This window comes from Burkholderia sp. BCC0506, assembly GCF_902833145.1.
In the GTDB taxonomy this organism is placed as follows: Bacteria; Pseudomonadota; Gammaproteobacteria; order Burkholderiales; family Burkholderiaceae; genus Burkholderia.
In genome coordinates, this window is sequence record NZ_CADFEN010000009.1 from 107,245 (window position 1) to 131,711 (window position 24,467).

General features: G+C 68.8%; 20 protein-coding genes. 11 read left to right on the forward strand and 9 right to left on the reverse strand.

Annotated features, from left to right (window positions below; translation table 11 throughout):
• Positions 1-62 precede the first annotated feature (62 nt).
• The 4 genes from HWX62_RS21390 to HWX62_RS21405 all read left to right on the forward strand — a co-directional run bounded on the left by HWX62_RS21390 (position 63) and on the right by HWX62_RS21405 (position 3,145).
• Entirely contained in the window at positions 63-1,565 is a 1,503-nt protein-coding gene (locus HWX62_RS21390; protein WP_175930508.1) for a cobyric acid synthase, read from the forward strand.
• 82 nt (positions 1,566-1,647) lie between these two features.
• Positions 1,648-1,785: a hypothetical protein gene (locus HWX62_RS21395; protein WP_175930509.1), complete on the forward strand. Its 138-nt coding sequence runs from the start codon at positions 1,648-1,650 to the stop codon at positions 1,783-1,785.
• Between the two features lie 148 nt (positions 1,786-1,933).
• On the forward strand, positions 1,934-2,347 hold the full coding sequence (locus HWX62_RS21400) for a DoxX family protein (protein ID WP_175930510.1): 414 nt from the start codon (positions 1,934-1,936) through the stop codon (positions 2,345-2,347).
• Between the two features lie 147 nt (positions 2,348-2,494).
• Positions 2,495-3,145: a ParA family protein gene (locus HWX62_RS21405; RefSeq protein WP_175930511.1), complete on the forward strand. Its 651-nt coding sequence runs from the start codon at positions 2,495-2,497 to the stop codon at positions 3,143-3,145.
• Between the two features lie 139 nt (positions 3,146-3,284).
• On the opposite strand, the gene panD is transcribed toward HWX62_RS21405, so the two are convergent.
• The 4 genes from panD to HWX62_RS21425 all read right to left on the reverse strand — a co-directional run bounded on the left by panD (position 3,285) and on the right by HWX62_RS21425 (position 5,882).
• Positions 3,285-3,671 (reverse strand): aspartate 1-decarboxylase, encoded by a 387-nt coding sequence (panD, locus tag HWX62_RS21410; RefSeq protein WP_175930512.1) that lies wholly within the window; start codon positions 3,669-3,671, stop codon positions 3,285-3,287.
• Between the two features lie 44 nt (positions 3,672-3,715).
• On the reverse strand, positions 3,716-4,555 hold the full coding sequence (gene panC / locus HWX62_RS21415; RefSeq protein ID WP_175930513.1) for a pantoate--beta-alanine ligase: 840 nt from the start codon (positions 4,553-4,555) through the stop codon (positions 3,716-3,718).
• Between the two features lie 261 nt (positions 4,556-4,816).
• The gene (locus HWX62_RS21420; protein WP_175930514.1) at positions 4,817-5,689 is read right to left on the reverse strand and encodes a ScpA family protein; all 873 of its coding nucleotides are present in this window, start codon (positions 5,687-5,689) and stop codon (positions 4,817-4,819) included.
• 4 nt (positions 5,690-5,693) lie between these two features.
• Complete coding sequence (locus HWX62_RS21425; RefSeq protein WP_006484044.1) at positions 5,694-5,882, reverse strand: DUF3460 family protein; 189 nt, start codon at positions 5,880-5,882, stop codon at positions 5,694-5,696.
• Positions 5,883-6,130: 248 nt separating this feature from the next.
• On the opposite strand from HWX62_RS21425, the gene HWX62_RS21430 reads away from it, so the two are divergent.
• The gene (locus HWX62_RS21430) at positions 6,131-7,945 is read left to right on the forward strand and encodes an autotransporter assembly complex family protein (RefSeq protein WP_175930515.1); all 1,815 of its coding nucleotides are present in this window, start codon (positions 6,131-6,133) and stop codon (positions 7,943-7,945) included.
• 40 nt (positions 7,946-7,985) lie between these two features.
• Complete coding sequence (locus tag HWX62_RS21435; protein WP_175930516.1) at positions 7,986-12,029, forward strand: translocation/assembly module TamB domain-containing protein; 4,044 nt, start codon at positions 7,986-7,988, stop codon at positions 12,027-12,029.
• A gap of 91 nt (positions 12,030-12,120) precedes the next feature.
• Here HWX62_RS21435 and metG read toward each other — a convergent pair whose 3' ends face one another.
• Positions 12,121-14,271 (reverse strand): methionine--tRNA ligase, encoded by a 2,151-nt coding sequence (metG, locus tag HWX62_RS21440; protein WP_175985234.1) that lies wholly within the window; start codon positions 14,269-14,271, stop codon positions 12,121-12,123.
• Positions 14,272-14,650: 379 nt separating this feature from the next.
• The gene (locus HWX62_RS21445; RefSeq protein ID WP_006485420.1) at positions 14,651-15,298 is read right to left on the reverse strand and encodes an OmpA family protein; all 648 of its coding nucleotides are present in this window, start codon (positions 15,296-15,298) and stop codon (positions 14,651-14,653) included.
• 353 nt (positions 15,299-15,651) lie between these two features.
• On the opposite strand from HWX62_RS21445, the gene apbC reads away from it, so the two are divergent.
• From apbC to HWX62_RS21470, 5 genes are all read left to right on the forward strand, one after another.
• Positions 15,652-16,743, forward strand: a complete 1,092-nt coding sequence (gene apbC, locus HWX62_RS21450) for an iron-sulfur cluster carrier protein ApbC (RefSeq protein WP_175930518.1) — start codon at positions 15,652-15,654, stop codon at positions 16,741-16,743.
• Positions 16,744-16,876: 133 nt separating this feature from the next.
• The gene (gene sodC, locus HWX62_RS21455) at positions 16,877-17,413 is read left to right on the forward strand and encodes a superoxide dismutase [Cu-Zn] (protein WP_175930519.1); all 537 of its coding nucleotides are present in this window, start codon (positions 16,877-16,879) and stop codon (positions 17,411-17,413) included.
• Between the two features lie 112 nt (positions 17,414-17,525).
• Positions 17,526-18,095: a dCTP deaminase gene (dcd, locus tag HWX62_RS21460; RefSeq protein ID WP_006398615.1), complete on the forward strand. Its 570-nt coding sequence runs from the start codon at positions 17,526-17,528 to the stop codon at positions 18,093-18,095.
• Between the two features lie 81 nt (positions 18,096-18,176).
• Entirely contained in the window at positions 18,177-20,456 is a 2,280-nt protein-coding gene (locus HWX62_RS21465) for an arginine/lysine/ornithine decarboxylase (protein ID WP_175930520.1), read from the forward strand.
• Positions 20,456-21,265: a lysozyme inhibitor LprI family protein gene (locus HWX62_RS21470; protein ID WP_175930521.1), complete on the forward strand. Its 810-nt coding sequence runs from the start codon at positions 20,456-20,458 to the stop codon at positions 21,263-21,265. The genes HWX62_RS21465 and HWX62_RS21470 overlap by 1 nt, the downstream gene beginning before the upstream one ends.
• 78 nt (positions 21,266-21,343) lie before the next feature.
• On the opposite strand, the gene HWX62_RS21475 is transcribed toward HWX62_RS21470, so the two are convergent.
• The 3 genes from HWX62_RS21475 to HWX62_RS21485 form a co-directional block, all read right to left on the reverse strand.
• Positions 21,344-22,027 carry an HAD family phosphatase gene (locus HWX62_RS21475; RefSeq protein WP_175930522.1) on the reverse strand — a complete coding sequence of 228 codons (684 nt, stop codon included), beginning with the start codon at positions 22,025-22,027 and terminating at the stop codon, positions 21,344-21,346.
• 92 nt (positions 22,028-22,119) lie between these two features.
• The gene (gene argH / locus HWX62_RS21480) at positions 22,120-23,529 is read right to left on the reverse strand and encodes an argininosuccinate lyase (protein ID WP_175930523.1); all 1,410 of its coding nucleotides are present in this window, start codon (positions 23,527-23,529) and stop codon (positions 22,120-22,122) included.
• A gap of 106 nt (positions 23,530-23,635) precedes the next feature.
• Positions 23,636-24,445 carry a helix-turn-helix transcriptional regulator gene (locus tag HWX62_RS21485; protein WP_175930524.1) on the reverse strand — a complete coding sequence of 270 codons (810 nt, stop codon included), beginning with the start codon at positions 24,443-24,445 and terminating at the stop codon, positions 23,636-23,638.
• Positions 24,446-24,467: the final 22 nt, after the last annotated feature.

Sequence of the window (24,467 nt, forward strand, 5' to 3'; positions counted from 1 at the left end):
CGGCGCGGGCGACCTGCCGCGGGCGATAATGCCGCCTTTGCTTCGCGACGACCTTTGACACGATGAATGCACCCGAGCCGCGGCCGCGCGGCACGCTGATGATCCAGGGCACGACGTCCGACGCGGGCAAGAGCACGCTCGTCGCGGGCCTGTGCCGCCTCGCGCGCCGCGGCGGCGCGCGCGTGGCGCCGTTCAAGCCGCAGAACATGGCGCTCAACAGCGCGGTCACGATCGACGGCGGCGAGATCGGCCGCGCGCAGGCGCTGCAGGCGCTGGCCGCCGGCGTCGCGCCGCACACGGATTTCAACCCGGTGCTGCTCAAGCCGACGAGCGACCGCGGCGCGCAGGTGATCATCCACGGCAAGGCGCGCATGAACCTCGACGCGCGCGCGTATCACGACTACAAGCCGGTCGCGTTCGATGCGGTACTCGAGTCGTATGCGCGCCTGCGCGCCGGTTACGACACGGTGATCGTCGAAGGCGCCGGCAGCCCGGCCGAGATCAACCTGCGCGACGGCGACATCGCGAACATGGGGTTCGCCGAGCGCGTCGACTGCCCGGTCGTGCTCGTCGCCGACATCGATCGCGGCGGCGTGTTCGCGCATCTGGTCGGCACGCTCGCCTGCCTGTCCGACAGCGAGCGCGCACGCGTGCGCGGCTTCGTGATCAACCGCTTCCGCGGCGACCTCAGGCTGCTCGAGCCGGGGCTCGACTGGCTGCGCGCGCAGACGGGCAAGCCGGTGTTCGGCGTGCTGCCGTATCTGCACGGGCTGCTGCTCGACGCGGAGGACATGCTGCCCGCGCAGGCGCGCAGCGCCGCCGCGCGGGGCGACGCCGGCGTGTTGCGTGTCGTCGTGCCCGCGCTGCCGCGCATCAGCAACCACACCGATTTCGATCCGCTGCGCGCGCATCCGCAGGTCGAATTCACGTACTGGAAGAGCGGCCCGGTGCCCGACGCCGACCTGCTGATCCTGCCCGGTTCGAAGAGCGTGCAGCGCGACCTCGCGTGGCTGCGCGACGCGGGCTGGGACGCGCTGATCCGGCGCCATCTGCGCTACGGCGGCAAGGTGATCGGCATCTGCGGCGGCATGCAGATGCTCGGCCGCACGCTCGACGATCCGCTCGGTCTCGAAGGCGCGCCCGGCAGCGTGCCGGGGCTCGGGCTGCTCGATTTCGACACGACGCTGCAACCCGACAAGACGCTGAAGAACGTGACCGGACAACTCGCGCTGCCGGGCGCGGCGGCCGTGCGCGGGTACGAGATCCACATGGGCGACACGCGCGGGCCGGCGCTCGCGACGCCCGCGCTGATGCTGGCCGCCGATGCCGCGCAGGACGGCGCGCGGCCCGACGGCGCGATGTCGGCCGACGGCCAGATCCTCGCGACCTACGTGCACGGGCTGTTCGACGCACCCGACGCGTGCGCGGCGCTGCTCGCCTGGGCGGGGCTCGACGGCGCGGCCCGCATCGACTATCCGGCGCTGCGCGAGGCGTCGCTCGAGCGGCTGGCCGACACGTTCGCCGAGCATCTCGATCTCGACGCGCTGTACGCCGAGTTTCGTTGAGACCGCGCCGGTCCGTCCTCGCTTTTGCCGTCCGATCGCGTACAACAGAGGAGGGCGGAGGTCTGCCCGAAGGAGGGCGACGATGAGGGCGCGATGGGGGTGGAGCGTACTGCTCGCGGCGTTGCTGGGCGTGTCGGCGGCCGCGCATGCGTGCGATTCGTATGCGCCGGGCGGCGGCCAGTCCGGTGGCGACGCCACGCAAGGCAAGCGCGGTTACTGAGCCGGACGCAGGGCATGATCGGTCATGCCCTTTTTTTGATCCAATTCGTTCCTGAATGGAATCAATTTAAGCGGATTGGCATGTTTATCGGGCGATTCGATTCGAATAGAGTGCGATCCATTCCCATCCACTCACGAAGGAATCCGCCATGAACACCAATCGCCTGAACGATTTCGCCGCGACGCTGCTGCGCGTCGCCCTCGGCGTGCTGTATCTCGCCCACGTCGCGCAGAAGGTATTCGTCTTCACGCTGCCCGGCACCGCGCAGTTCTTCGCGTCGCTCGGCCTGCCCGGCTGGCTCGCGTACCTGACCACGTTCGTCGAACTGGCGGGCGGCCTCGCGCTCATCGTGGGGTTGCGCGTGCGCATCGCCGCGCTGGTGCTGCTGCCGTTCATGCTCGGCGCGGTCGCCGCGCATCTGCCGAACGGCTGGAGCTTCGCGTCGCCGAACGGCGGCTGGGAATATCCGGCGTTCTGGGCCGTCACGCTGGCCGTGCAGGCCCTGCTGGGCGGCGGCGCGTTCGCGATCGGCGCGCAGGAGGCCGCGGTCCAGCGCGCGTGACGCGAAGGAAAGCGGACGAAAGCGGTACGCCGTTCGGCGCGACCGGTTCCGGTGACACCCCGTTTGCCGATATCATCGCTCCCTGTATCCGCAATCGAGCGGCGCCTGCCATGCGGCCGGCGCCGCGTGGCTTTTTCGGGGGAATTCATGACGGTCATCGTGGTGGCGAATCCGAAGGGCGGCGTGGGCAAGAGCACGCTGTCCACCAATCTAGCCGGCTATTTCGCGGCGCAGGGCGCGTGGGTCGCGCTGGCCGACCTGGACCGGCAGCAGTCCGCGCATGCATGGCTCGACCTGCGGCCGGCCGGCTTGCCGGCGATCGAGGCGTGGGATCTCGATCCGGAGGCGCCGTCGAAGCCGCCGCGCGGGCTGGAATATGCCGTGATCGATACACCGGCCGGCCTGCACGGCACGCGGCTGAACGTCGCGCTGCAACTGGCCGACAAGGTGATCGTGCCGCTGCAGCCGTCGATGTTCGATATTCTCGCGACCCAGCAATTTCTGGAGCGCCTCGCCAGCGAGAAGGCGGTGCGCAAGGGCAGCGTCGAGGTCGGGATCGTCGGGATGCGGGTCGACGCGCGCACGCGCTCGTCCGACCAGTTGCACCGGTTCGTCGAAGGGCTCGGCCTGCCGGTGCTCGGCTACGTGCGCGACACGCAGAACTACGTGCAGATCGCCGCGCACGGCCTGACGCTGTGGGACGTCGCGAAGAGCCGTGTCGAGAAGGATCTCGAGCAGTGGCGGCCGATCGTCGAATGGGCCGAGCGCCGCGGGCCGAAGGCCGCGAAGGCTTCCTGAGCGCTCGGCCGTCCGGCTGGCGCGATCCCTGTGACCCAATGAAAAAGGGCTGGATCCCGTGACGTACGGGTATCCGGCCCTTCGACGCAAGCCGCATCGCAGCATCCGCATGCCGCGGCACGCGGGCGTGCCGGTCAGCTTACGTCCAGTTCTGCGCCGGCACGTGATCGCGGTGGCCCTTGATCTTGTTGCCTTCGTCGATGAACACGAGCTTCGGCTTCCAGCCGGCCTGCAGTTCGGCTTCGTCGACCATCGCGAACGCCGCGATGATCACGAGGTCGCCGAGCTGCGCGCGGCGCGCGGCCGAGCCGTTCAGCGAGATCATCCCGCTGCCGCGCTCGCCCTTGATCGCGTACGTCGAGAAGCGCTCGCCGTTGTTGATGTTCCAGATGTCGATCCGTTCGTTCTCGATGAGGCCCGCCGCTTCGAGCAGGTCTTCGTCGATCGCGCACGAACCTTCGTAGTGCAGTTCGCAGTGCGTGACCGCCGCGCGGTGGATCTTCGATTTGAGCATGTGGCGCTGCATGGTGTCTCCGTGATGCGTCGTGAGAGGCGCGGGCGGGCCGCCCGTCAGATTTCCAGGTTGTCGATGAGGCGCGTCGCGCCGAGCTTCGCGGCCGCGAGCACGACGAGCGGCTCGCCGGCCTCGAGTTCGGCGGCGCTCGGCGCGATCAGGTTCGCGCGGCGGCGGATCGCGATGTAGTCGGGCACCCAGCCGCGTTCGGCCAGGTGCGTGTGCGCGTGCTGCTCGAGCTTGCCGAGGTCGCGTTCGCCGCCGAGCACGCTGTCGCGCACGCGCTGCAGCGTTTTCGCGAGCTCCGGCGCCTCCTTGCGCTCGTCGGTCGTCAGGTAGCGGTTGCGCGACGACAGCGCGAGGCCGTCCTCGTCGCGCACGGTCTCGGCCGCGATGATGTCGACCGGCAGCGCGAGCTGCTGGCACATCCGGCGCACGATCATCAACTGCTGGTAATCCTTCTTGCCGAACACGGCGACGCGCGGCTGCACGCAGGACATCAGCTTCGTGACGACCGTGCATACGCCGGCGAAGAAGCCGGGCCGGAACTCGCCTTCGAGGATCCCGCCGAGGTCGTCCGGCGGCAGCACGCGGTACTCCTGCGGCTCAGGGTACATGTCGCGCTCGGTCGGCGCGAACAGCACGTACACGTTTTCCTGCTGCAGCTTCTCGATATCGTCCTGGAGCGTGCGCGGGTACTTGTCGAAATCCTCGTTCGGGCCGAATTGCAGCCGGTTGACGAAGATGCTCGCCACGACCGGGTCGCCGTGCTGGCGCGCGAGGCGCATCAGCGACAGGTGCCCTTCGTGCAGGTTGCCCATCGTCGGCACGAACGCCGTGCGGTTCTGTCCGCGCAGCTGGTCGCGCAGTTCCTGGATCGAGCTGATGACTTTCATGATCGGGTAGCGGGTTCCTCGCGCAGGTGCGCGTTGGCGCCGCAGCAGCGGCGCCGGGGTCGAAGCGGAGAACGCCGGCGCGCGGGCGGCGCATCGGGCGTCGGCGGATTGTAGAGGATTTGGCCGTGCGACGCACCGATAAAAGAACGATCGTTCACTTTTTATCGGGGCGCACCGGCTGCCTCGCCGGACGGCCATCCGCCGCGGCGAAGCGGTGAGCGTCGGGACGAACCGGGGAACGGGAAGCGGTGGGGCGGGCCCTTACGCGGGCAGGTACGCGAGGCGTACGTAGATCGGCGCGAACGGCTCGGCCTGCGTGATCTCGAGCAGCGATTCGCGCGCGAGTTCGAGCATCGCGATGAAATTCACGACGACGACCGGCACGCCGCGCGACGTGTCGAACAGCTCGGCGAACTCCATGAAGCGCGCGTTCTGCAGCCGGCGCAGGATCAGGCTCATGTGCTCGCGCACCGACAGCTCCTCGCGGGAGATCTTGTGATGCTGGACGAGCTTCGCGCGCTTGAGCACGTCGGCCCAGGCGGCGCGCAGGTCGTCCGAATTCACGTCGGGAAAGCGCGGCGTGACGCTTTGCTCGATGTACACCTCGGCGCGCAGGAAATCGCGCCCGAGCTGCGGCAACTGGTCGAGCCGCTGCGCGGCGAGCTTCATCTGTTCGTACTCGAGCAGCCGGCGCACGAGTTCGGCGCGCGGATCCTCGGCTTCCTCGCCGGTGTCGGCCTTCTTGACCGGCAGCAGCATCCGCGACTTGATCTCGATCAGCATCGCGGCCATCAGCAGGTACTCGGCCGCCAGCTCGAGGTTCGACGCGCGGATCTGGTCGACGTAGCCCAGATATTGCGCGGTGACCTGCGCCATCGGGATGTCGAGCACGTTGAAGTTCTGCTTGCGGATCAGGTACAGCAGCAGGTCGAGCGGGCCTTCGAACGTCTCGAGGAACACCTCGAGCGCGTCGGGCGGGATGTAGAGATCCTGCGGAAGCTTGAAGAGCGGCTCGCCGTACAGGCGAGCGAACGCCGCGACACCGTCGACCGTGTCGGGCGTCGAATCGGCGCCCGCGGGCGCGGCGATCGCGTCGTCCTGCCGGGCGGCGCTGGCCTCGTCGGCGGCGCTCACGTCGTCAGAAGTTCTGGTAGTAGACGTACGGCGTCTGCTTCACGCGCGATTCCTGCTGCTCGGCGCGCTCTTCGAGATCGATCGGTTGCTTGTCCCACAGCAGGGAACGGCCCTTGCGCTGCTCTTCCTCGAGCGTCGGCTTCTGCTGCTTGAGCTGGTTCAGGAACTGCGTGACGTCGGACTGGTACGGCATGGCTGGATCTTCCGTTTCGGGCGGCGCACGACGCGCCGGATTCTCGATGGCGGGATTTTACCGCATCGCGGGGAACAGCCGGCGCCAATCGCGCGTCGAATCCGCGGGCCGGCGCCGGCGGGCATCGTACGGGCGGCCCTGCGGGGCCTGGCACTCTTTCACAATCGTTTGGCTGTGGCGCTCGCACCCTGTGGTCAAATACAGGGTTTTCCACGAAACCGTAACCATTCCTGACGGCGAGGTCATAGTTGGCGGGGCAGTCGAACCAGCAAGCACACACGGCGCATGACGCGCTCCCGCGCGCGGCACGCACGCGCGCCGCCGCCGCGGCCCGCGTCGCACGGGCGGCCCTCGCGGGTTGCCTCGCCGCGTGCTTCGCGCTGCCGGCCCACGCGAAGTACGACGTCGACATCGACGCGCCGCGCTCGATCCGCAAGCTCCTCAAGACCCATCTCGATATTGCCCGCTTCGCGAAACGCGACGACATCAGCGACGACCAGTTCGACTTCCTCGTGACCGCCACGCCGCAGCAGGTGCGCGACCTGGCCGCGACGGCCGGCTACTTCTCGCCGGTCGTGCGCACCGACGTGCGCACCCGCGACGGCAAGCGCGACGTGCGCATCGCGGTCGATCCGGGCAAGCAGACCATCGTGTCGACGGTCGACCTGACGTTCAAGGGGCCCGTCGAAACCGAGGATCCGAAGCAGGAAACCGCGACCCGTTTCGCGTTCTCGATGAAGCCGGGCGACCCGTTCACGCAGTCCGACTGGGACGACGCGAAGAGCGCCGCGTTGCGGCAACTGCAGTCGCGCCGCTATCTCGGTGCGAAGATCGCGTCGTCCGAGGCGCGCATCGATCCGCGCACGCAGCGCGCGACGCTCGCGGTCGCGTTCGACAGCGGCCCGACGTTTACGATCGGCAAGGTGGATGTCGACGGCGTGCGCCGTTATCCGGAAAAGATCGTGACGAACGTCAATCCGTTGTCGGAAGGCGAGATCTACGACGTGCAGCGGATCGCCGAATTGCAGCGGCAGTTGCAGAACACGCCGTACTACGCGAGCGTCGCGATCGACGTCGGCGACGATACGTCGAAGCCCGAGCGCACGCCCGTGCACGTGAAGGTCAGCGAGTTCCCGTACAACAACATCCGCGGCGGCGTCGGCTTCGCGACCGATACCGGCCCGCACGTACAGGGTTCCTATACGTATCTCGACACGTTCGGCGCCGCGTGGCCGCTCACCGTGTCGGGCCGGCTCGACCAGATCCAGCAGTACGGGCAGGTCCAGCTGTCGATGCCGCCGGGCGAGAAGGGCTGGACCAACAGCGTGCTCGCGTCGTACACGAACACCAACGTGTCGGACACGCGCATCTACAGCGCGCGGGTCGGCGTGCAGCGCACGCGCACCGGGCAGTTCATCGACTATGCGTATTCGCTGATGTACTACCAGGACCGGCTCGACCAGAACGGCGCGGGGCCGACCACGAGCCGCGCGCTCGTGCCGCAGTGGGCGTGGACCCGCCGCAACGTCGACGATCCGCTGTTCCCGCGCTCGGGCAACCTGATTCACGCGGAGGCCGGCTTCGCGGTCAAACACGTGCTGGCTGACGAAACCTTCATCCGCGGCTACGCGCGCGGGCAGCAGTATCTGCCGATCGGCAAGCGCGACCTGTTCGTGTTCCGCGCGGAGCTCGGCGGCGTGTTTACGAGTGGCAGCTCGACCGGCGTGCCGGCGTCGCTGCTGTTCCGCGCGGGCGGGTCGAACTCGGTGCGCGGCTATGGTTACCAGAGCATCGGCAACAGCGTCGACGGCTCCGTTCTGCCGACCAAGTACCTGGTGACCGGCACGGCCGAATACCAGCACTGGTTCAACCGCGACTGGGGCGCCGCGACGTTCTTCGACATCGGCACCGCGACCGATGCGTGGGGCGAGCGTGTGTTTTACCCGGGCGTGGGCGTCGGTGCGCGCTGGCGCAGCCCGGTCGGCCCGATCAACGTCGACGTCGCGTACGGCTTGCGCAACCACAGCGTGCGGCCGTATTTGACGCTCGGCATCGCTTTCTGAACCTGCCGCCCTATTGACGACGACCCGCACGACGACACGCATGACGAAGGACCCGAACGACACGCCGCCGCCTCACGATCCGGATTCGCCCGACGGCGCGCCCGACACGCCGCCGCGCGCGCCGCGCCGCGGCCGTGCGTGGCGTGTCGTCGCGTGGACGCTTGCGACGGTCGTGCTGCTCGTCGTGCTGGCAGTGGGGCTCGTGGCAGGCGCGGTGACGACCGAGCGCGGAACGCGGCTCGCGTGGCAGGTGGCCGGCAAGATGCTCGGCACGCGGCTCGCGGGCACGCTCGAAGGCGGCTCGCTCGCGACCGGCGTGCGCTTGCGCGGGTTCGCGTGGACGAGCCCCGACGGCACCGGCACCGAGGTCCGCATCGACCGGCTCGACGGCCGCTGGGCACTGACGCGCGCGCCGTGGCGGCTGTCGATCGCCTATCTGCGCGCCGGCACGATCGACGTGCGGATCGCGCCGGGGCCGTCGACGCCGAGCACGACGCCGCAGGACCTGAGCCTGCCGCTGCAGGTGCGGATCGACGACCTGCGCGTCGATCGCCTCGCCATTCACGAAGGCGGGTCGACCACGCAACTCGACCATCTCGCGCTGAACGGCCGCAGCGACGGCCGCCACCATGAACTCGTGCTGAACGGCGTCGATACGCCGTACGGCGCGCTGACCGCACGCGCGAAGCTCGACGGCGTGAAGCCGTTCGCGCTGACGGGCGAAGCGACCTACGCCGGCAAGCTGTCCGACGAGCCGGTCGATGCGCGGGCCCGTGTGTCGGGCTCGCTCGAAGCGCTCGTCGCCGAGGTCGACGCGAGCGGGATGAAACTGAACGGGCGCGCGCACGTCGAGGCCGCGCCGTTCGGCACGGTGCCGCTCACGCGCGCATCGCTCGCGTTCGACCACGTGAACCCGCAGGCGCTGTCGCCCGGCGCGCCCGCGGCCGATCTCGCGGTGCGCGCCGAACTCGCGCCGGTGAGCGCACCGGCCGGCTCGACGCCCGCGCAGGGGTTCGCGGTGACGGGCCCGGTGTCGATCGTCAACGCGAAGCCGGGCACGCTCGGCGACCATCTGCTGCCGTTGATCGACGCGCATGCGACCGTGCATCTCGACGCGCACGCGCAGCGGATCGACGGCCTCGCGCTGAAGCTGATCCGCGACGGCAGCGTGACGGGCGGCGGCACGCTCGCGGGCGGCAAGGGCCGGTTCGATCTGAAGGTCGCGAACCTCGACCTGAACGCGTTCGTCGCCGAGCTGCGGCCGATGCGCCTCGGCGGCCCGCTCGGCGTGACGCTCGCGGGCGACGTGACGACCGTCGATTTCAACCTGAACGATCCGAAGCTCGCGCTCGGCGCGCGCGCCAAGGTTGCGCTGACGCGGCAGCAGACCGTGCTGACCGATACGCGCGTGACTGCGGCCAAGGGGCGCATCGACCTGACGGGCGTGTTCCGCCACGACGCGCAATCGAGCTACGACGCGAAGGCGACGCTGACCGCGTTCGATCCGCTGCTGCTCGCCGCGACGAGCGCGCCGAAGGCGGGCGGCGGCAAGGCGCCGGCGAAGGCCGCCAAGGCGCCGGCCAAGCGCGGCGAGACGCGCGTATCGGGCACGCTGACCGCCTCGGGCGCGTTCGCGCCGCAGGTATCGACGAAGGCGACCTTCAAGCTTGCCGACAGCCTGTACGACGGCGTGCCGCTGACCGGCGCCGGCGTCGTGCAGCTCGCCGGCTCGCGCATCCTGCCGAGCAACGCGAACCTGTCGATCGCCGGCAACCACGTCGACCTGCGCGGCAGCTTCGGCGCGCCCGGCGACCGGCTGCGCTTCGTCGTCGACGCGCCGCAGCTCGACCGGCTCGGCTTCGGCGTCGAAGGGCTCGTGCAGGCGCAGGGCGACCTGACCGGCAGCTTCGCGCATCCGAACGTGACGGCCACCTACAAGGCCGAGCACGTCGTCGTCGGTGCGAACCGGATCGGCACCGCCCAGGGCCGCGCGGACATCCGCGACGGCGCGCACGGCGCCCTCGTGTTCACGGCGGATGCGGCCGACATCGCGCTCGGCTCGTTCAAGCTGAAATCGCTGCGCGCGAACCTCGACGGCACGCGCGCGAAGCATACGCTCGACGCATCGGCGCTCGGGATGGCCGGCGGCCGCGTGATCGACCTGACGCTCGCGGCGAACGGCGGCGTGGTCGAGAACCGCGACGGCATGCGCTGGGACGGCACCGTCACGCGTCTCGCGAATCGCGGCACGCCGGCGCTCGCGCTGCAGGCGCCGCTTGCGATCTCGGCCGGCGCGGGTCGCGTGACGCTCGGCGCGACGCGGCTCACGCTCGAAGGTGCGGCGATCGACCTGAAATCGTTCGTGTTCGATCGCGGCCAGATGCGCTCGGCGGGCGCCGTGACCGGCGCGTCGGTCGCGCGTTTCCTCGAGGTGCGTCAGGCGCTGACCGGCCAGCGGCCGCCGGTGCGCACCGACGTCGTGCTCGATGCCGACTGGGATTTCTCGCTCGGCGCGAACGCGACGGGTTACGTGCAGGTGAAGCGCCGCGGCGGCGACGTGACGATCGAGAGCGGGCGCGGCATCGCGTCGCTCGGGCTGACCGATCTGTCCGCACGCGCGAGCTTCGCGCCCGGCAACCGGCTCAACGTGACGGCGCTCGCGAAGGCGAGCCGGGTCGGCACGCTCGATGCGAACGTCGCGGTGCCGTTCGCGCTGCGCGACGGCGTGTTCGGCATCGTCGACGACGGCCCGCTGTCGGGCCGCATCGACGCCGACATCCCCGCGCTGAAGACCACCGGCAACCTGTTCGGGCCGAGTTATCTCCTGGGCGGGCGTGCGGCGCTGAAGCTGACGGTCTCCGGCACGCCGGCGAAACCGAACCTGTCGGGCACGCTGACGGGCGACGAGCTGTCCGCGACGCTGATCGACCAGGGCGTGCAGTTGAAGGACGGCATCGTGCGCGTGAAGCTGTCGGACAACCTCGTCGAATTCCAGCAGGTCGAGTTTCACGGCGGCGACGGCACGCTGCGCGCGCTTGGCCGCGTGCGCCTCGACGGCGAGGCGCCCGACCTGACCGCGAGCATCGTTGCGGACAAGCTCGAACTATTCGCGGCGCCGGACCGCAAGCTGTCGCTGTCGGGCAAGGCCACCGTCGCGAACGACGGGCCGCGCGGCGCGCTGTCGATCGACGGCAAGTTCGCGGTCGACCGCGCGCTGTTCGACCTGCCCGAGCAATCGGCGCCGCACCTGTCTGACGACGTCGTGATCGTGCAGCCGGACGGCACGGTGCGCGGCGAGACGCCGACCGGTACCGCGGCCGCGAAGCCGAAGCCGGTCGAGAACAAGCCGGCGCCGTCGCTCGCGCCGCGCGCGAACATCGACGTCGGCCTCGGCAACAACTTCCGCTTCAAGGGCCACGGCGCGGATCTCGGGCTGCGCGGCACGATCACCGTGATGAGCGCGCCGGGCGTGCCGCTGCGCGCGGTCGGCAACGTGCGCGTGACCGAAGGCTCGACGTATACGACGTTCGGACGCAAGCTTGCGATCGAGAACGGCTTCTTCACGTTCAACGGCCCGGTGTCGAACCCGGGCGTCAACATCCTCGCGATGCGGCGCAACCAGGAGGTCGAGGCCGGCGTGCAGGTGACGGGCACGATCCAGTCGCCGACGGTCAAGCTCGTGTCGGAGCCGAACGTCACGGACAACGAAAAGCTGTCGTGGCTGCTGTTCGGGCACGGCACCGACCAGGGCAACAACGTCGGCCAGCAGGGCGCGATGACGGCCGCGCTCGGGCTGCTCGGCAGCGTGACCGGCAAGCGCGTCGCGCAGACTTTCGGTCTCGACGAGGTGTCGGTCGGCCGCAGCGAAGTCGGCCTGACCGATCCGCAGGTCGTGCTGGTGTCGAAGGCGATCAACGAGCGGTTCGTGCTCGGCTTCGAGCAGGGGCTGCAATCGGCGAGCAACGCGTTCAAGGCGACGATCAACCTGACGCGTTTCTGGTCGGTGTCCGCGTACGGCGGCACGTTCCAGGGCGTCGACCTGAACTACACGCGGCGTTTCGATCGCTGGTTCGGGCAGCGCTGACGGCGGGCGCGGCGTACCGGGCAGCGATGAAAAAGCCCCGCACGATTCACACCGTGCGGGGCTTTTTTGCGCAAGCAGCTGCGGGTTCGGCTTACTTCACGCGCATGCCCGGCTTCGCGCCGCTGTGCGGCTCGAGGATGTAGAGGCCCGGTTCCGCCTTCTCGTCGGTGGCCGACGCGGCGAGCACCATCCCTTCGGACAGCCCGAACTTCATCTTGCGCGGCGCGAGGTTCGCGACCATCACCGTCAGCTTGCCGACGAGCTGCTCGGGCTGGTACGCGGACTTGATCCCCGAAAACACGTTGCGGGTCTTTTCCTCGCCGACGTCGAGCGTGAGCTGCAGCAGCTTGTCCGAGCCTTCGACCGCCTGGCACGCGACGATCTTCGCGATGCGCAGGTCGATCTTCGCGAAATCGTCGATCGAGATCGGCGCGTCATCGGCGCCGTCCGCGGCGGCCGGCTTCGCCTTCGCGTTGTTCTTCGCATCCTTCGCGGCGTTGGCGCCTGCGGCCGCCGCGCCGGCGGCATCGGCCTGCAGCGAATCGCGGTTCGCGGCGAGCAGCGCTTCGATCTGCTTCGCATCGACGCGCGTCATCAGGTGCTGGTACGCCTTGATCGGCTGCGCCGACGACAGCGGCTTCGCGGCATCGGCCCACACGAGCGGCGCGATCCCGAAGAACGCCTCGACCGCTTCGGCGACGCGCGGCAGCACCGGCTTCAGCGCGAGCGACAGCAGGCGGAAGGCCTCCAGGCTCACGCTGCAGGTTTCGTGCAGCGCGACCGCATTGGCCGGATCCTTCGCGAGATCCCACGGCTTCGCGCCGTCGACGTACGCGTTCACGTCGTCCGCGAGCTCCATCGTGTGGCGCAGCGCGCGGCCGTACTCGCGCGCTTCGTAGCTCGCGGCGATCTGCGCAATCGCATCGCGCAGCTTCGCGACGAGCGGATGGTTCATCGCGCTGTCCTGCACGCGGCCGTCGAAACGCTTGATCAGGAAGCCGGCCGCGCGGCTCGCGATGTTCACGTACTTGCCGACGAGATCGCTGTTCACGCGCGCCTGGAAGTCGTCGAGGTTCAGGTCGATGTCTTCCATCGTCGCGTTCAGCTTCGCGGCGAAGTAGTAGCGCAGCCACTCGGGGTTCAGGCCCGTGTCGATGTAGCTGCGCGCGGTGATGAACGTGCCGCGCGACTTCGCCATCTTCGCGCCGTCGACCGTCAGGAAGCCGTGCGCGAACACGTTGGTCGGCGTGCGGTGGCCCGAGAACTCGAGCATCGCGGGCCAGAACAGCGTGTGGAAGTACAGGATGTCCTTGCCGATGAAGTGGTACTGCTCGGCCTTCGAGCCCGGACGGATCCACGCGTCGAAGTCGATGCCGTTGCGCTCGCACAGGTTCTTGAAGCTCGCGTAGTAGCCGACCGGCGCGTCGAGCCACACGTAGAAGTACTTGCCGGGCGCGCCCGGGATCTCGAAGCCGAAGTACGGCGCGTCGCGCGAGATGTCCCAGTCGGCGAGCCTGGATTCGCCGGCGTCGCCGAGCCATTCGCGCATCTTGTTGGTCGCTTCGGGCTGCGCGAGGCCGCTCACCCATTCGCGCAGGAACGATTCGCAGCGCGGGTCGGACAGGCGGAAGAAGTAGTGCTTCGAGGTCTTGCGCACCGGCGTCGCGCCGGACACGACCGAATACGGGTTCAGCAGTTCGGTCGGCAGGTAGGTCGAGCCGCACACTTCGCAGCTGTCGCCGTACTGGTCCTTCGCGTGGCACTTCGGACACTCGCCCTTGATGAAGCGGTCCGGCAGGAACATTTCCTTGACCGGATCGTAGGCCTGCTCGATTTCGCGTTCGGCGATCAGGCCGGCGTCCTGCAGCGCGAGATAGATCTTCTCGCTCAGCACGCGGTTCTCGTCCGAATCGGTCGAGTAGAAGTTGTCGAACGACACGCCGAAGCTGTCGAAGTCGCGCTTGTGCTCGGTCCACACGCGGTCGATCAGCTGCTTCGGGGTCAGGCCTTCCTGCTCCGCGCGCAGCATGATCGGCGTGCCGTGCGTATCGTCGGCGCCGATGTAGTAGACCTCGTGGCCGTGCATTCGCAGCGTCCGCACCCAGATGTCGGTCTGGATGTACTCGACCAGGTGGCCGATGTGGATCTGCCCGTTGGCATAGGGCAGTGCGGACGTAACGAGGATCTGGCGGCCGCCTTGCGGCGCCGCAGCCTGCACGGAAGTGAGGTCGGATGCGGACATAGGGTCTGGAGAAGAACAGCGGGAAAAACGACGGGAAACTGCGATTCTAGCAGGGGCGCGGGCGAGCGCGGCGGGCAGGCACCGCGGAGCGGGCGCCGGAAGGGAGGCGATCGCCTATGCGGCGTGCCCGATGGCGATATGCTGCAATGCAGCATCCATTCTGCAGGCAAAAAAAACCGGGGCGGATACGGCCCCGGAGCAACAACGACAAGAGGAGAATGGTGACGCGCCGGCAACACCAGCCGCGTACCGTAAATACTGACCACGGCCTGCGACAGAAGTTCGAAAATTTTTTCGATTTGTTACCGGCCCCGCCGAAAGCCTTGTCAGGCGGGGCTGTGCGGGCAGGGCGCCCGCACGTTTCCCCTCGTGGTCGTGCTTACTGATGCTGTTGCGGTGCGCGCAGGTAGATCTCGACGCGGCGGTTCTGTGCGCGGCCGGCTTCGGTCGCGTTGTCCGCGATCGGGTTCGACGCGCCCATGCCTTGCGCCGACAGACGGCCGCCGTTCACGCCGCGCTGCACGAGCGCGTTCACGACGCTTTGCGCGCGGTTCTGCGACAGCGTCTGGTTCAGTTGCGCCGAGCCCGTGCTGTCCGTGTAGCCGACGATCGACGCCGTCACTTGCGGGTTCTGGTTCAGCGTCGTCGCCAGGTCGTTCAGCAGCGGCGTGAACGCCGGCGTGATCGCGTACTGGTTCGTCGCGAACGTGACCGAGCTCGGCACGTTCAGCTTCAGCGAGCCGTCCGGCTGCTCGGTGACCTGCGTGCCCGTCTGCGCTGCCGACGGTGCGAGCTTGTTCTTGATCGCTTGCCAGTTGTAACCCGTCACGCCGCCGACCAGTGCGCCGACGCCCGCGCCGATCGCCGCGCCCTTGCCGCCGCCGGCCAGTGCGCCGATCCCTGCGCCCAGCGCCGCACCCGTGCCGGTGCCGACGGCCGTATTGTTGCCTTGCTGCGTGGCGCAGCCTGCCAGCAGGGCGCCGGCGAGTGCGAATACGGACAGGCGAGTCGCGATTTTCATGTTCATCTTGGATTCCTCTCTTGGTTGAACGAGTCGACAACGACGACAAACAACAGTTATGGCTCCCCCGCGCGGGCCGTCCGAAAAAGGAAGGCCGGCCTGCGCTCGCGGCAGCCGCCGAGGCGGTCGCATGCCCTGTCCGTCAGCGTGGCTGTTCGGACAGCGCGACGCGTCAGCCTCTACAATATAGGCGGTGAGCGGCCGATTTGGCCCTATAGCATGCCGCACGCGAAGAGTGCGCCGGGTTGCGCGTTCGCGCAATGGCGTGCAACAGATTCTTTCACTTTTCCCGATTTTCGCAGCGTAATTTGATATTTCTTGACGTTTGCGCGCGAGAAAAACGTTTTCACGGAGTTTCGATGAGCATTGACCGGGCACACGTCGACGCCGCGCTGGCGGCAGTCGTCGACCCCAATACCGGCCGTCCGTACGCGGCGAACAAGGGCGTGCGCAACGTCGCGATCGACGGCGACGTCGTCGCGCTCGACGTGGTGCTCGGTTATCCGGCGCGCAGCCAGCACGACGACGTGCGCGCGCGCGTCGCCGCGGCGCTGCAGGCCGTGCCGGGCGTGCGCGAGGCGCGCGTCGCCGTGTCGCAGGACATCGTCGCGCATACGGTGCAGCGCGGCGTGAAGCTGTTGCCGAACGTGAAGAACATCGTCGCGGTCGCGTCGGGCAAGGGCGGCGTCGGCAAGAGCACGACGGCCGTGAACCTCGCGCTCGCGCTCGCCGCGGAAGGCGCGTCGGTCGGCATGCTCGACGCCGACATCTACGGCCCGTCGCTGCCGACGATGCTCGGCATCCACGGCCAGCGCCCCGAGTCGCCCGACAACCAGTCGATGAACCCGCTCGTCGGCCACGGGCTGCAGGCGAACTCGATCGGCTTCCTGATCGAGGAAGACAACCCGATGGTGTGGCGCGGCCCGATGGCGACGTCCGCGCTCGAGCAACTGCTGCGCCAGACCAACTGGCGCGAGCTCGACTACCTGGTCGTCGACATGCCGCCGGGCACGGGCGACATCCAGCTCACGCTCGCGCAGCGCGTGCCGGTCACCGGCGCGGTGATCGTCACGACGCCGCAGGACATCGCGCTGCTCGACGCGAAGAAGGGGCTGAAGATGTTCGAGAAGGTCGGGATCCCGATCCTCGGCATCGTCGAGAACATGAGCATCCACATCTGCTCGAACTGCGGCCACGAGGAGCACATCTTCGGCGCGGGCGGGGCGCAGCGGATGGCGCAGGATTACGGCGTGACCGTGCTGGGCAGCCTGCCGCTCGACATCGCGATCCGCGAGCGCGCCGACAGCGGCACGCCGACGGTCGCGGCCGAGCCGGACGGCGCGCTCGCGCGTCGTTACCGCGACATTGCACGCGGGGTCGCGCTGGCGATTGCCGAGCGCTCGCGCGACATGACGTCGAAGTTCCCGTCGATCGTTGTTCAAAATACGTAAAACCCTTGCGGGGCGGGGCCTCACGCTGTTTACGGCGCCGCGAGGCGCGGTATCATGGCGACTTTTCCCGGGTCCCTTTACCCGCCCGGCGCGGCCGTCGTGTCACACGGCCGTCAGCCGGCATGAGGATCGAATGAAACAACGACATCACGGCGTGCGCGCCGGCCGCGCGCAGCGCGCGCTGCTGGCCGCCGCCGCGCTGGGCCTGCTGGCCGGCTGTACCTCCTTTTCCTCGTCGCACGAAAAACGGGCCGACGCCCAGCTGCAGCCGACGGTCGGCGCGCAGGCGCGCGGCGCGGTGACGTTCGTCGAGCGCCCGGACGGCGTGCAGGTCACCTACAACCTCGTCGGCCTGCCGCCGAACAGCGACCACGCGCTGCAGGTGCACGAACGCGGCGACTGCAACGCGGGCGACGGCTCGAGCGCCGGCCAGGTGTTCGCGCCGGCCGCCGACCGGTTGCGCGCGGGCGCGCGCGTCGCCGGCGATCTCGGCAACATCCATGCGGATGCGAACGGCGTCGCGGCCGGTTTCATCGTCGCGCCCGATCTGGCCCTCGATGGCGTGCGCTCGGCGATGAACCGCGCGGCGCTGGTGCACCGCGATGCGAGCGACCCGGCGTTTCCGCAGCATGGCGCGGGGCCCGCGCTGGCCTGCGGCGTGATCCGGTGACGGCCGCCGCGTGCGTGGCCCGATGATCGCGTAAAATGTGCGCCTTTCCCGGCCGCCGCTTCGCGCGAGCGGCCTTCTCCGACTGTCACGCAGCGTTTCCTGGCGCCCCGATATGAGCATCAAGTCCGACAAATGGATTCGGCGCATGGCCGAAGAGCACAAGATGATCGAGCCGTTCGTGCCCGATCAGGTCCGCGCGTCCGAGGACGGCCGCCGGATCGTCAGCTACGGCACGTCGAGCTACGGCTACGACATTCGCTGCGCGGACGAATTCAAGATCTTCACGAACATCAACTCGACGATCGTCGATCCGAAGAACTTCGACGAGGGTTCGTTTGTCGATTTCAAGGGCGACGTGTGCATCATCCCGCCGAACTCGTTCGCGCTGGCCCGCACCGTCGAATATTTCCGCATCCCGCGCACCGTGCTCACCGTCTGCCTCGGCAAGTCGACCTACGCGCGCTGCGGGATCATCGTCAACGTGACGCCGTTCGAACCCGAGTGGGAAGGCTACGTCACGCTGGAATTCTCGAACACCACGCCGTTGCCCGCGAAGATCTACGCGAACGAAGGCGTCGCGCAGGTGCTCTTCTTCGAAAGCGACGAGGTGTGCGACGTGTCGTACGCCGATCGCGGCGGCAAGTATCAGGGGCAGCGCGGTGTCACGCTGCCGAAAACCTGATCTGGTTGCATAACGTCTCACCAGTTTCCGGGTGACCGCTGCGCGTGACGCGCCGCGGTCGTTCTTTTTGGAGAATCGCCCATGAAGTTTCGTTTCCCCGTCGTGATCATCGACGAAGATTTCCGCTCCGAGAACATCTCGGGCTCCGGCATCCGGGCGTTGGCCGAAGCGATCGAGAAGGAGGGCGTCGAAGTCCTCGGCCTCACGAGCTACGGCGATCTGACGTCGTTCGCGCAGCAATCGAGCCGCGCGTCGTGCTTCATCCTGTCGATCGACGACGACGAACTCATGCTCGGCGAAACCGGTCCGGACGGCGAGCTGCCCGAACTGGCCACCGCGATCATCGAGCTGCGCGCGTTCGTCACCGAAGTGCGCCGCCGCAACGCGGACATCCCGATCTTCCTGTACGGCGAGACGCGCACGTCGCGCCACCTGCCGAACGACATCCTGCGCGAACTGCACGGCTTCATCCACATGTTCGAGGACACGCCGGAGTTCGTCGCGCGGCACATCATCCGCGAGGCGAAGGTCTATCTCGATTCGCTCGCGCCGCCGTTCTTCAAGGAACTCGTCAAGTACGCGGACGAAGGCTCGTACTCGTGGCACTGCCCGGGCCACTCGGGCGGCGTCGCGTTCCTGAAGAACCCGCTCGGCCAGATGTTCCACCAGTTCTTCGGCGAGAACATGCTGCGCGCGGACGTCTGCAACGCGGTCGACGAACTCGGCCAGCTGCTCGACCACACCGGCCCGGTGGCCGCGTCCGAACGCAATGCGGCGCGCATCTTCAGCGCCGACCACCTGTTCTTCGTGACCAACGGCACGTCGACGTCGAACAAGATCGTCTGGCACGCGACGGTCGCACCCGGCGACATCGTGCTGGTCGACCGCAACTGCCACAAGTCGATCCTGCACGCGATCACGATGACGGGCGCGATTCCGGTGTTCCTCACGCCGACGCGCAACCATTTCGGCATCATCGGGCCGATCCCGCGCGACGAATTCAAGCCGGAGAACATCCGCAAGAAGATCGACGCGAACCCGTTCGCACGCGAGGCGATGCGCCAGAACCCGGACCTGAAGCCGCGCATCCTGACGATCACGCAGAGCACGTACGACGGCGTCGTCTACAACGTCGAGATGATCAAGGACCTGCTCGGCGACCTGCTCGACACGCTGCACTTCGACGAAGCGTGGCTGCCGCACGCGACGTTCCACCCGTTCTACCGCGACATGCACGCGATCGGCGACGGCCGTCCGCGCACGGGCGCGCTCGTGTTCGCGACGCACTCGACGCACAAGCTGCTCGCGGGCATTTCGCAGGCGTCGCAGATCGTCGTGCAGGATTCGGAGAACCGCACGTTCGACAAGCACCGCTTCAACGAGGCGTACCTGATGCATACGTCGACGAGCCCGCAGTACGCGATCATCGCGTCGTGCGACGTCGCGGCCGCGATGATGGAGCCGCCGGGCGGCACCGCGCTCGTCGAGGAATCGATCGCCGAGGCGATCGATTTCCGCCGCGCGATGCGCAAGGTCGACGCCGAGTACGGCGACGACTGGTTCTTCAGCGTGTGGGGCCCGGACGACCTGTCGGAAGAGGGGATCGGCTCGCGCGAAGACTGGATGCTGAAGCCGAATGACCACTGGCACGGCTTCGGCCCGCTCGCGGAAGGCTTCAACATGCTCGACCCGATCAAGGCGACGATCATCACGCCGGGGCTCGACGTCGACGGCGAGTTCGGCGAGACCGGCATTCCGGCCGCGATCGTCACGAAGTACCTGGCCGAGCACGGGATCATCGTCGAGAAAACCGGCCTGTACTCGTTCTTCATCATGTTCACGATCGGCATCACGAAGGGCCGCTGGAACTCGATGGTGACCGAGCTGCAGCAATTCAAGGACGACTACGACAACAACCAGCCGCTGTGGCGCGTGCTGCCCGAATTCGTCGCGCAGCATCCGCGCTACGAGCGCGTCGGCCTGCGCGACCTGTGCACGCAGATCCACGACGTGTACCGCGCGAACGACATCGCGCGCCTGACGACCGAGATGTACCTGTCGGACATGGAGCCGGCGATGAAGCCGTCGGACGCGTTCGCGAAGCTCGCGCACCGCAAGATCGACCGCGTGCCGCTCGACGAGCTCGAGGGCCGCGTGACGAGCATCCTGCTCACGCCGTACCCACCGGGCATTCCGCTGCTGATTCCGGGCGAGCGCTTCAACAAGACGATCGTGAACTACCTGCGGTTCGCGCGCGACTTCAACGAGCGTTTCCCGGGCTTCCACACCGACATCCATGGCCTCGTCGCGGAAGAGGTGAACGGCCGCGTCGAGTACTTCGTCGACTGCGTGCGCGACTGATGGCGACGCACGGACGAATCCGGACGATGCGCGCGGCGCTGGCCGCGCTCGTCGTCTGGACGGCAGGATTGACGGGGCTCGCGGGCGCGGGTGTCGCTCATGCGGAAGTCGCGGCGGCCGACCCGATCGACGTCGCGATGCGGCAATGTCTCGCGCGGCGCGACCGGTCGTCGCCGGCCGGCCAGATCCAGTGCATGGGCGAAGCGCAGCAGCAGTGGCAGGCCGTGATGGACGGCGCGTATCAGCGCCTGTTGAAGGACGCGCCGGCCGATGCGAAGCGCGGCTGGCAGGACAGCCAGCGCCGCTGGCTCACGTGGCGCAAGGACGAAGTGCTGCTGCTGAAGGCCGTCTACGACACGACGCGCGGCACCGCGTATGCGATGTCGAGCGCCGACCTGCAGTTGCAGCCGGTGCGCGATCGCGCGCTGGCGCTGCGCGGGGCGGCCGATCGCTATGCGCCGCCGCCGGCCGCGGTGCCGGTCGCGACGAGCGGCGCGCAGGGCGCGACGACCGCGGCGCCGGGCGGCAAACCGGCGAATGCGCCGCGCGAGCCGGCGATCCGCCGCGTGCGGCCGTGCGTGCAGGACGCCGCGTGCGAACACGCGCTGTTCGACCTGAACCGCTATTACCAGAAGCTGCGCCGCAAGATGCCCGCGCATTCGGCCGCGACGCTCGTGCGCGCGCAGCGCGCGTGGGTGGCGTTCCGCGATGCGACGGCGCCGCTCGTCGGCGAGGACGGGCGCGTCGACCTGATCGGCGCGCGCATCGCGACGATGAAGCGGCTGTCGGAGACGGCCGGCAACCGCTGAAGGCGCGCCGCTTTCGAGTAGGCGACACGATGAAACGGGCACCCTCGGGTGCCCGTTCTGCATGGAGCGGCGCGGTGCCTACGCGGGCTGCCGCGTGCCCTGCAGCCCGAACCACGACGGCACGAGCGCGACCGCATCGTCGAGCGATGCGAGCACGTGCAGGCTCAGCGCGACGATCTCGGGCGTCGGCGCCTTCAGGTCGGGCACGGTGACGACCGCGGCGCCGGCGCCGGCGGCCGACTGCGCGCCGAAGTCGCTGTCCTCGAACGCGACGCACGCGTGGGCCGGCACGCCGAGGCGCTCGGCCGCGAGCCGGTAGACGGCCGGGTCGGGCTTGCCGCGCGCGACTTCGTCGCCGCCCGCGATCGCGCGGAAGAACGGCAGCACGCCGACCGCGTCGAGCCGCGCGCGGATCACGTCGCCCGCGGACGACGACGCGACCGCGCACGGAATGCCGGCCTGCGCGAGTGTGTCGAGCAGCGCGAGCGCGCCCGGCTTCAGCGGAAACTTTGGACGGGGTTCGGGCGCGGCGAGCTGTTCGCGTACGCGCAGGCGCACCGCGTCGAACGTGTCGGGATCGCCGATCAGCCGCGCGAGGATCACCTGGCCTTCGGCGAACGAGCGGCCGACGATCTGCAGGTAGTCGATCTCGGTCAGCACGACGCCGTGCGCGTTCGACACGTCGATCCACGTGTTCATGATGGTCCGCTCGGAATCGACGAGCAGGCCGTCCATGTCGAACAGCGCGGCGGAAAAGGGCATCGGGGGTATCCGTGAATCGGGAGGACGGGCGGCGCGAGGGCCGCCCGAATGAAAAACGGACGCCGAAGGCGTCCGTCCGCAACGGCCGGCCGTTACTGGCCGAGCGCGGCGCGGGCCGCCTTGACGGCCGCGCGCACCTGGTCGGGCGCGGTGCCGCCCGGATGGTTGCGGCTCGCGACCGACCCTTCGAGCGTCAGGTAGCCGAACACGTCGTCGCCGATCAGATGCGCGACGTTCGGCAGTTCCTGCTTCATTTCGTCGAGCGTCAGGTCGGCAAGGTCGATGCCGCGATCGTCGCAGATCTTCACCGCGTGCGCGACGGCTTCGTGCGCGTCGCGGAACGGCAGGCCACGCTTCACGAGGTAGTCGGCGAGGTCGGTGGCGGTCGAGAAGCCCTGCAGCGCGGCCGCGCGCATCGCGTCCGGCTTCACGGTGATGCCGGCGACCATCTCGGCGAAGATCCGCAGCGTGTCGGCGACGGTGTCGACCGTGTCGAACAGCGGCTCCTTGTCTTCCTGGTTGTCCTTGTTGTACGCGAGCGGCTGGCCCTTCATCAGCGTGAGGAGTGCCATCAGGTGGCCGTTCACGCGGCCGGTCTTGCCCCGCGCGAGCTCGGGCACGTCCGGGTTTTTCTTCTGCGGCATGATCGAGCTGCCGGTGCAGAAGCGGTCGGCGATGTCGATGAAGCCGACGCGCGGGCTCATCCACAGCACGAGTTCTTCGGAGAAACGCGACACGTGCGTCATCACCAGCGCGGCCGCCGCCGTGAATTCGATCGCGAAGTCGCGATCGGACACCGCGTCGAGCGAGTTCGCGCAGATGCCGTCGAAGCCGAGCGTCTTCGCGACCGCGTGGCGGTCGATCGGGTAGCTGGTGCCGGCGAGCGCGGCCGCGCCGAGCGGCAGGCGGTTCACGCGGGTGCGGCAGTCGCGCATGCGTTGCGCGTCGCGCATGAACATCTCGACGTACGCGAGCAGGTGGTGGCCGAACGTGACCGGCTGGGCAACCTGCAGGTGCGTGAAGCCCGGCATGATCGTGTCGGCATTCCGTTCCGCGAGGTCGATCAGCGCGCCGCGCAGGTCGTTCAGCAGGCCGCCGATGCGGTCGATCTCGCCGCGCAGCCACAGGCGGATGTCGGTCGCGACCTGGTCGTTGCGCGAGCGGCCCGTGTGCAGGCGCTTGCCGGCATCGCCGATCAGCGCGGTCAGGCGCGCCTCGATGTTCAGGTGGACGTCTTCCAAGTCGAGCTGCCATTCGAATTCGCCGCGCTCGATCTCGCCCTTGATCTGCGCCATCCCGCGTTCGATCGCGGCCAGGTCGTCGGCGCTGATGATCTTCTGCGCGGCGAGCATGTTCGCGTGCGCGAGCGAGCCGGCGATGTCGACGAGCGCGAGGCGCTTGTCGAAAAACACCGACGACGTGTAGCGCTTGACCAGCTCCGACATCGGTTCCGAGAAGCGGGCCGACCAGGCCTCGCCCTTTTTGTGCAGTTGGGACGTCATGGCGATTCTTCGAAGGGGAGTTGGGCGGCCGTGCGCCGCCGAGGGAATCCCGCGATTCTAACATTCGCGGGCCGGCCGACCGCCGCCGGCGCGACGGGCGGCGCGCTCAGTCGCGCACCAGCACGACGAGCTTCAGGTCCTCGCGGTGCGCGGGCTTCAGCGTGATCTGCTGGTACACGAGGCGGCCGTCGGCCGGATGGTCGAATTCGCGCCGCCCGCCTTCGCGCTCGAACACGTCCTGCGACGCCCAGTACTGCGCGAACGCGTCGCTGCCGGCCGTCAGCGCGTCGATCAGCGCGCGCGTCGGCGCATCGGTCAGATGGCGGATCGCGTCGGCGCGGAATTCGGCCGCGAGCCGCCGCGCGCGGGTTTCCCAGTCGACGATCAGCGTGCGGGCGGCCGGCGACATGAACGTGAAGCGCAGCAGGTTGCGGTCGTGCTCGCCGTCGAGCCAGCCGGAAAAGAGCGCGGCGGCCGGCGCGTTCCACGCGAGCGCGTTCCATTGGCGGTCGAGCACGTAGGCGGGCGTCGCGATCGCGGCGACGGTCGCGGCGAGCGTCGGCGGCAGGTCGCCGCCCGCGACGTCGGGCTCGGCCGGGTCGCGCTGCGCGGCCAGTTCGAACAGGTACGCGCGCTCGGCCTTCGACAGCTGCAGCGCGACGGCGATCCGGGCGAGCGCGTCGGCCGACGCCGACACGGGCCGCCCTTGCTCGATCCACGTGTACCAGGTGGGGCTGACGCCGCACAGTTGCGCGACTTCCTCGCGCCGCAGCCCGGGCGTACGGCGGCGCGGGCCGGGCGGCAGGCCGACGGCCTGCGGCGACAGCCGCTCGCGGTGGGCGCGGATGAATTCGCCGAGCGCGCGGGCGGGCGTGGCGTCGAGCGGCGGGACGGGGGCGGAGGTCGGCTGGTTCATGCGGAAACGGCGAAGTGAAAGC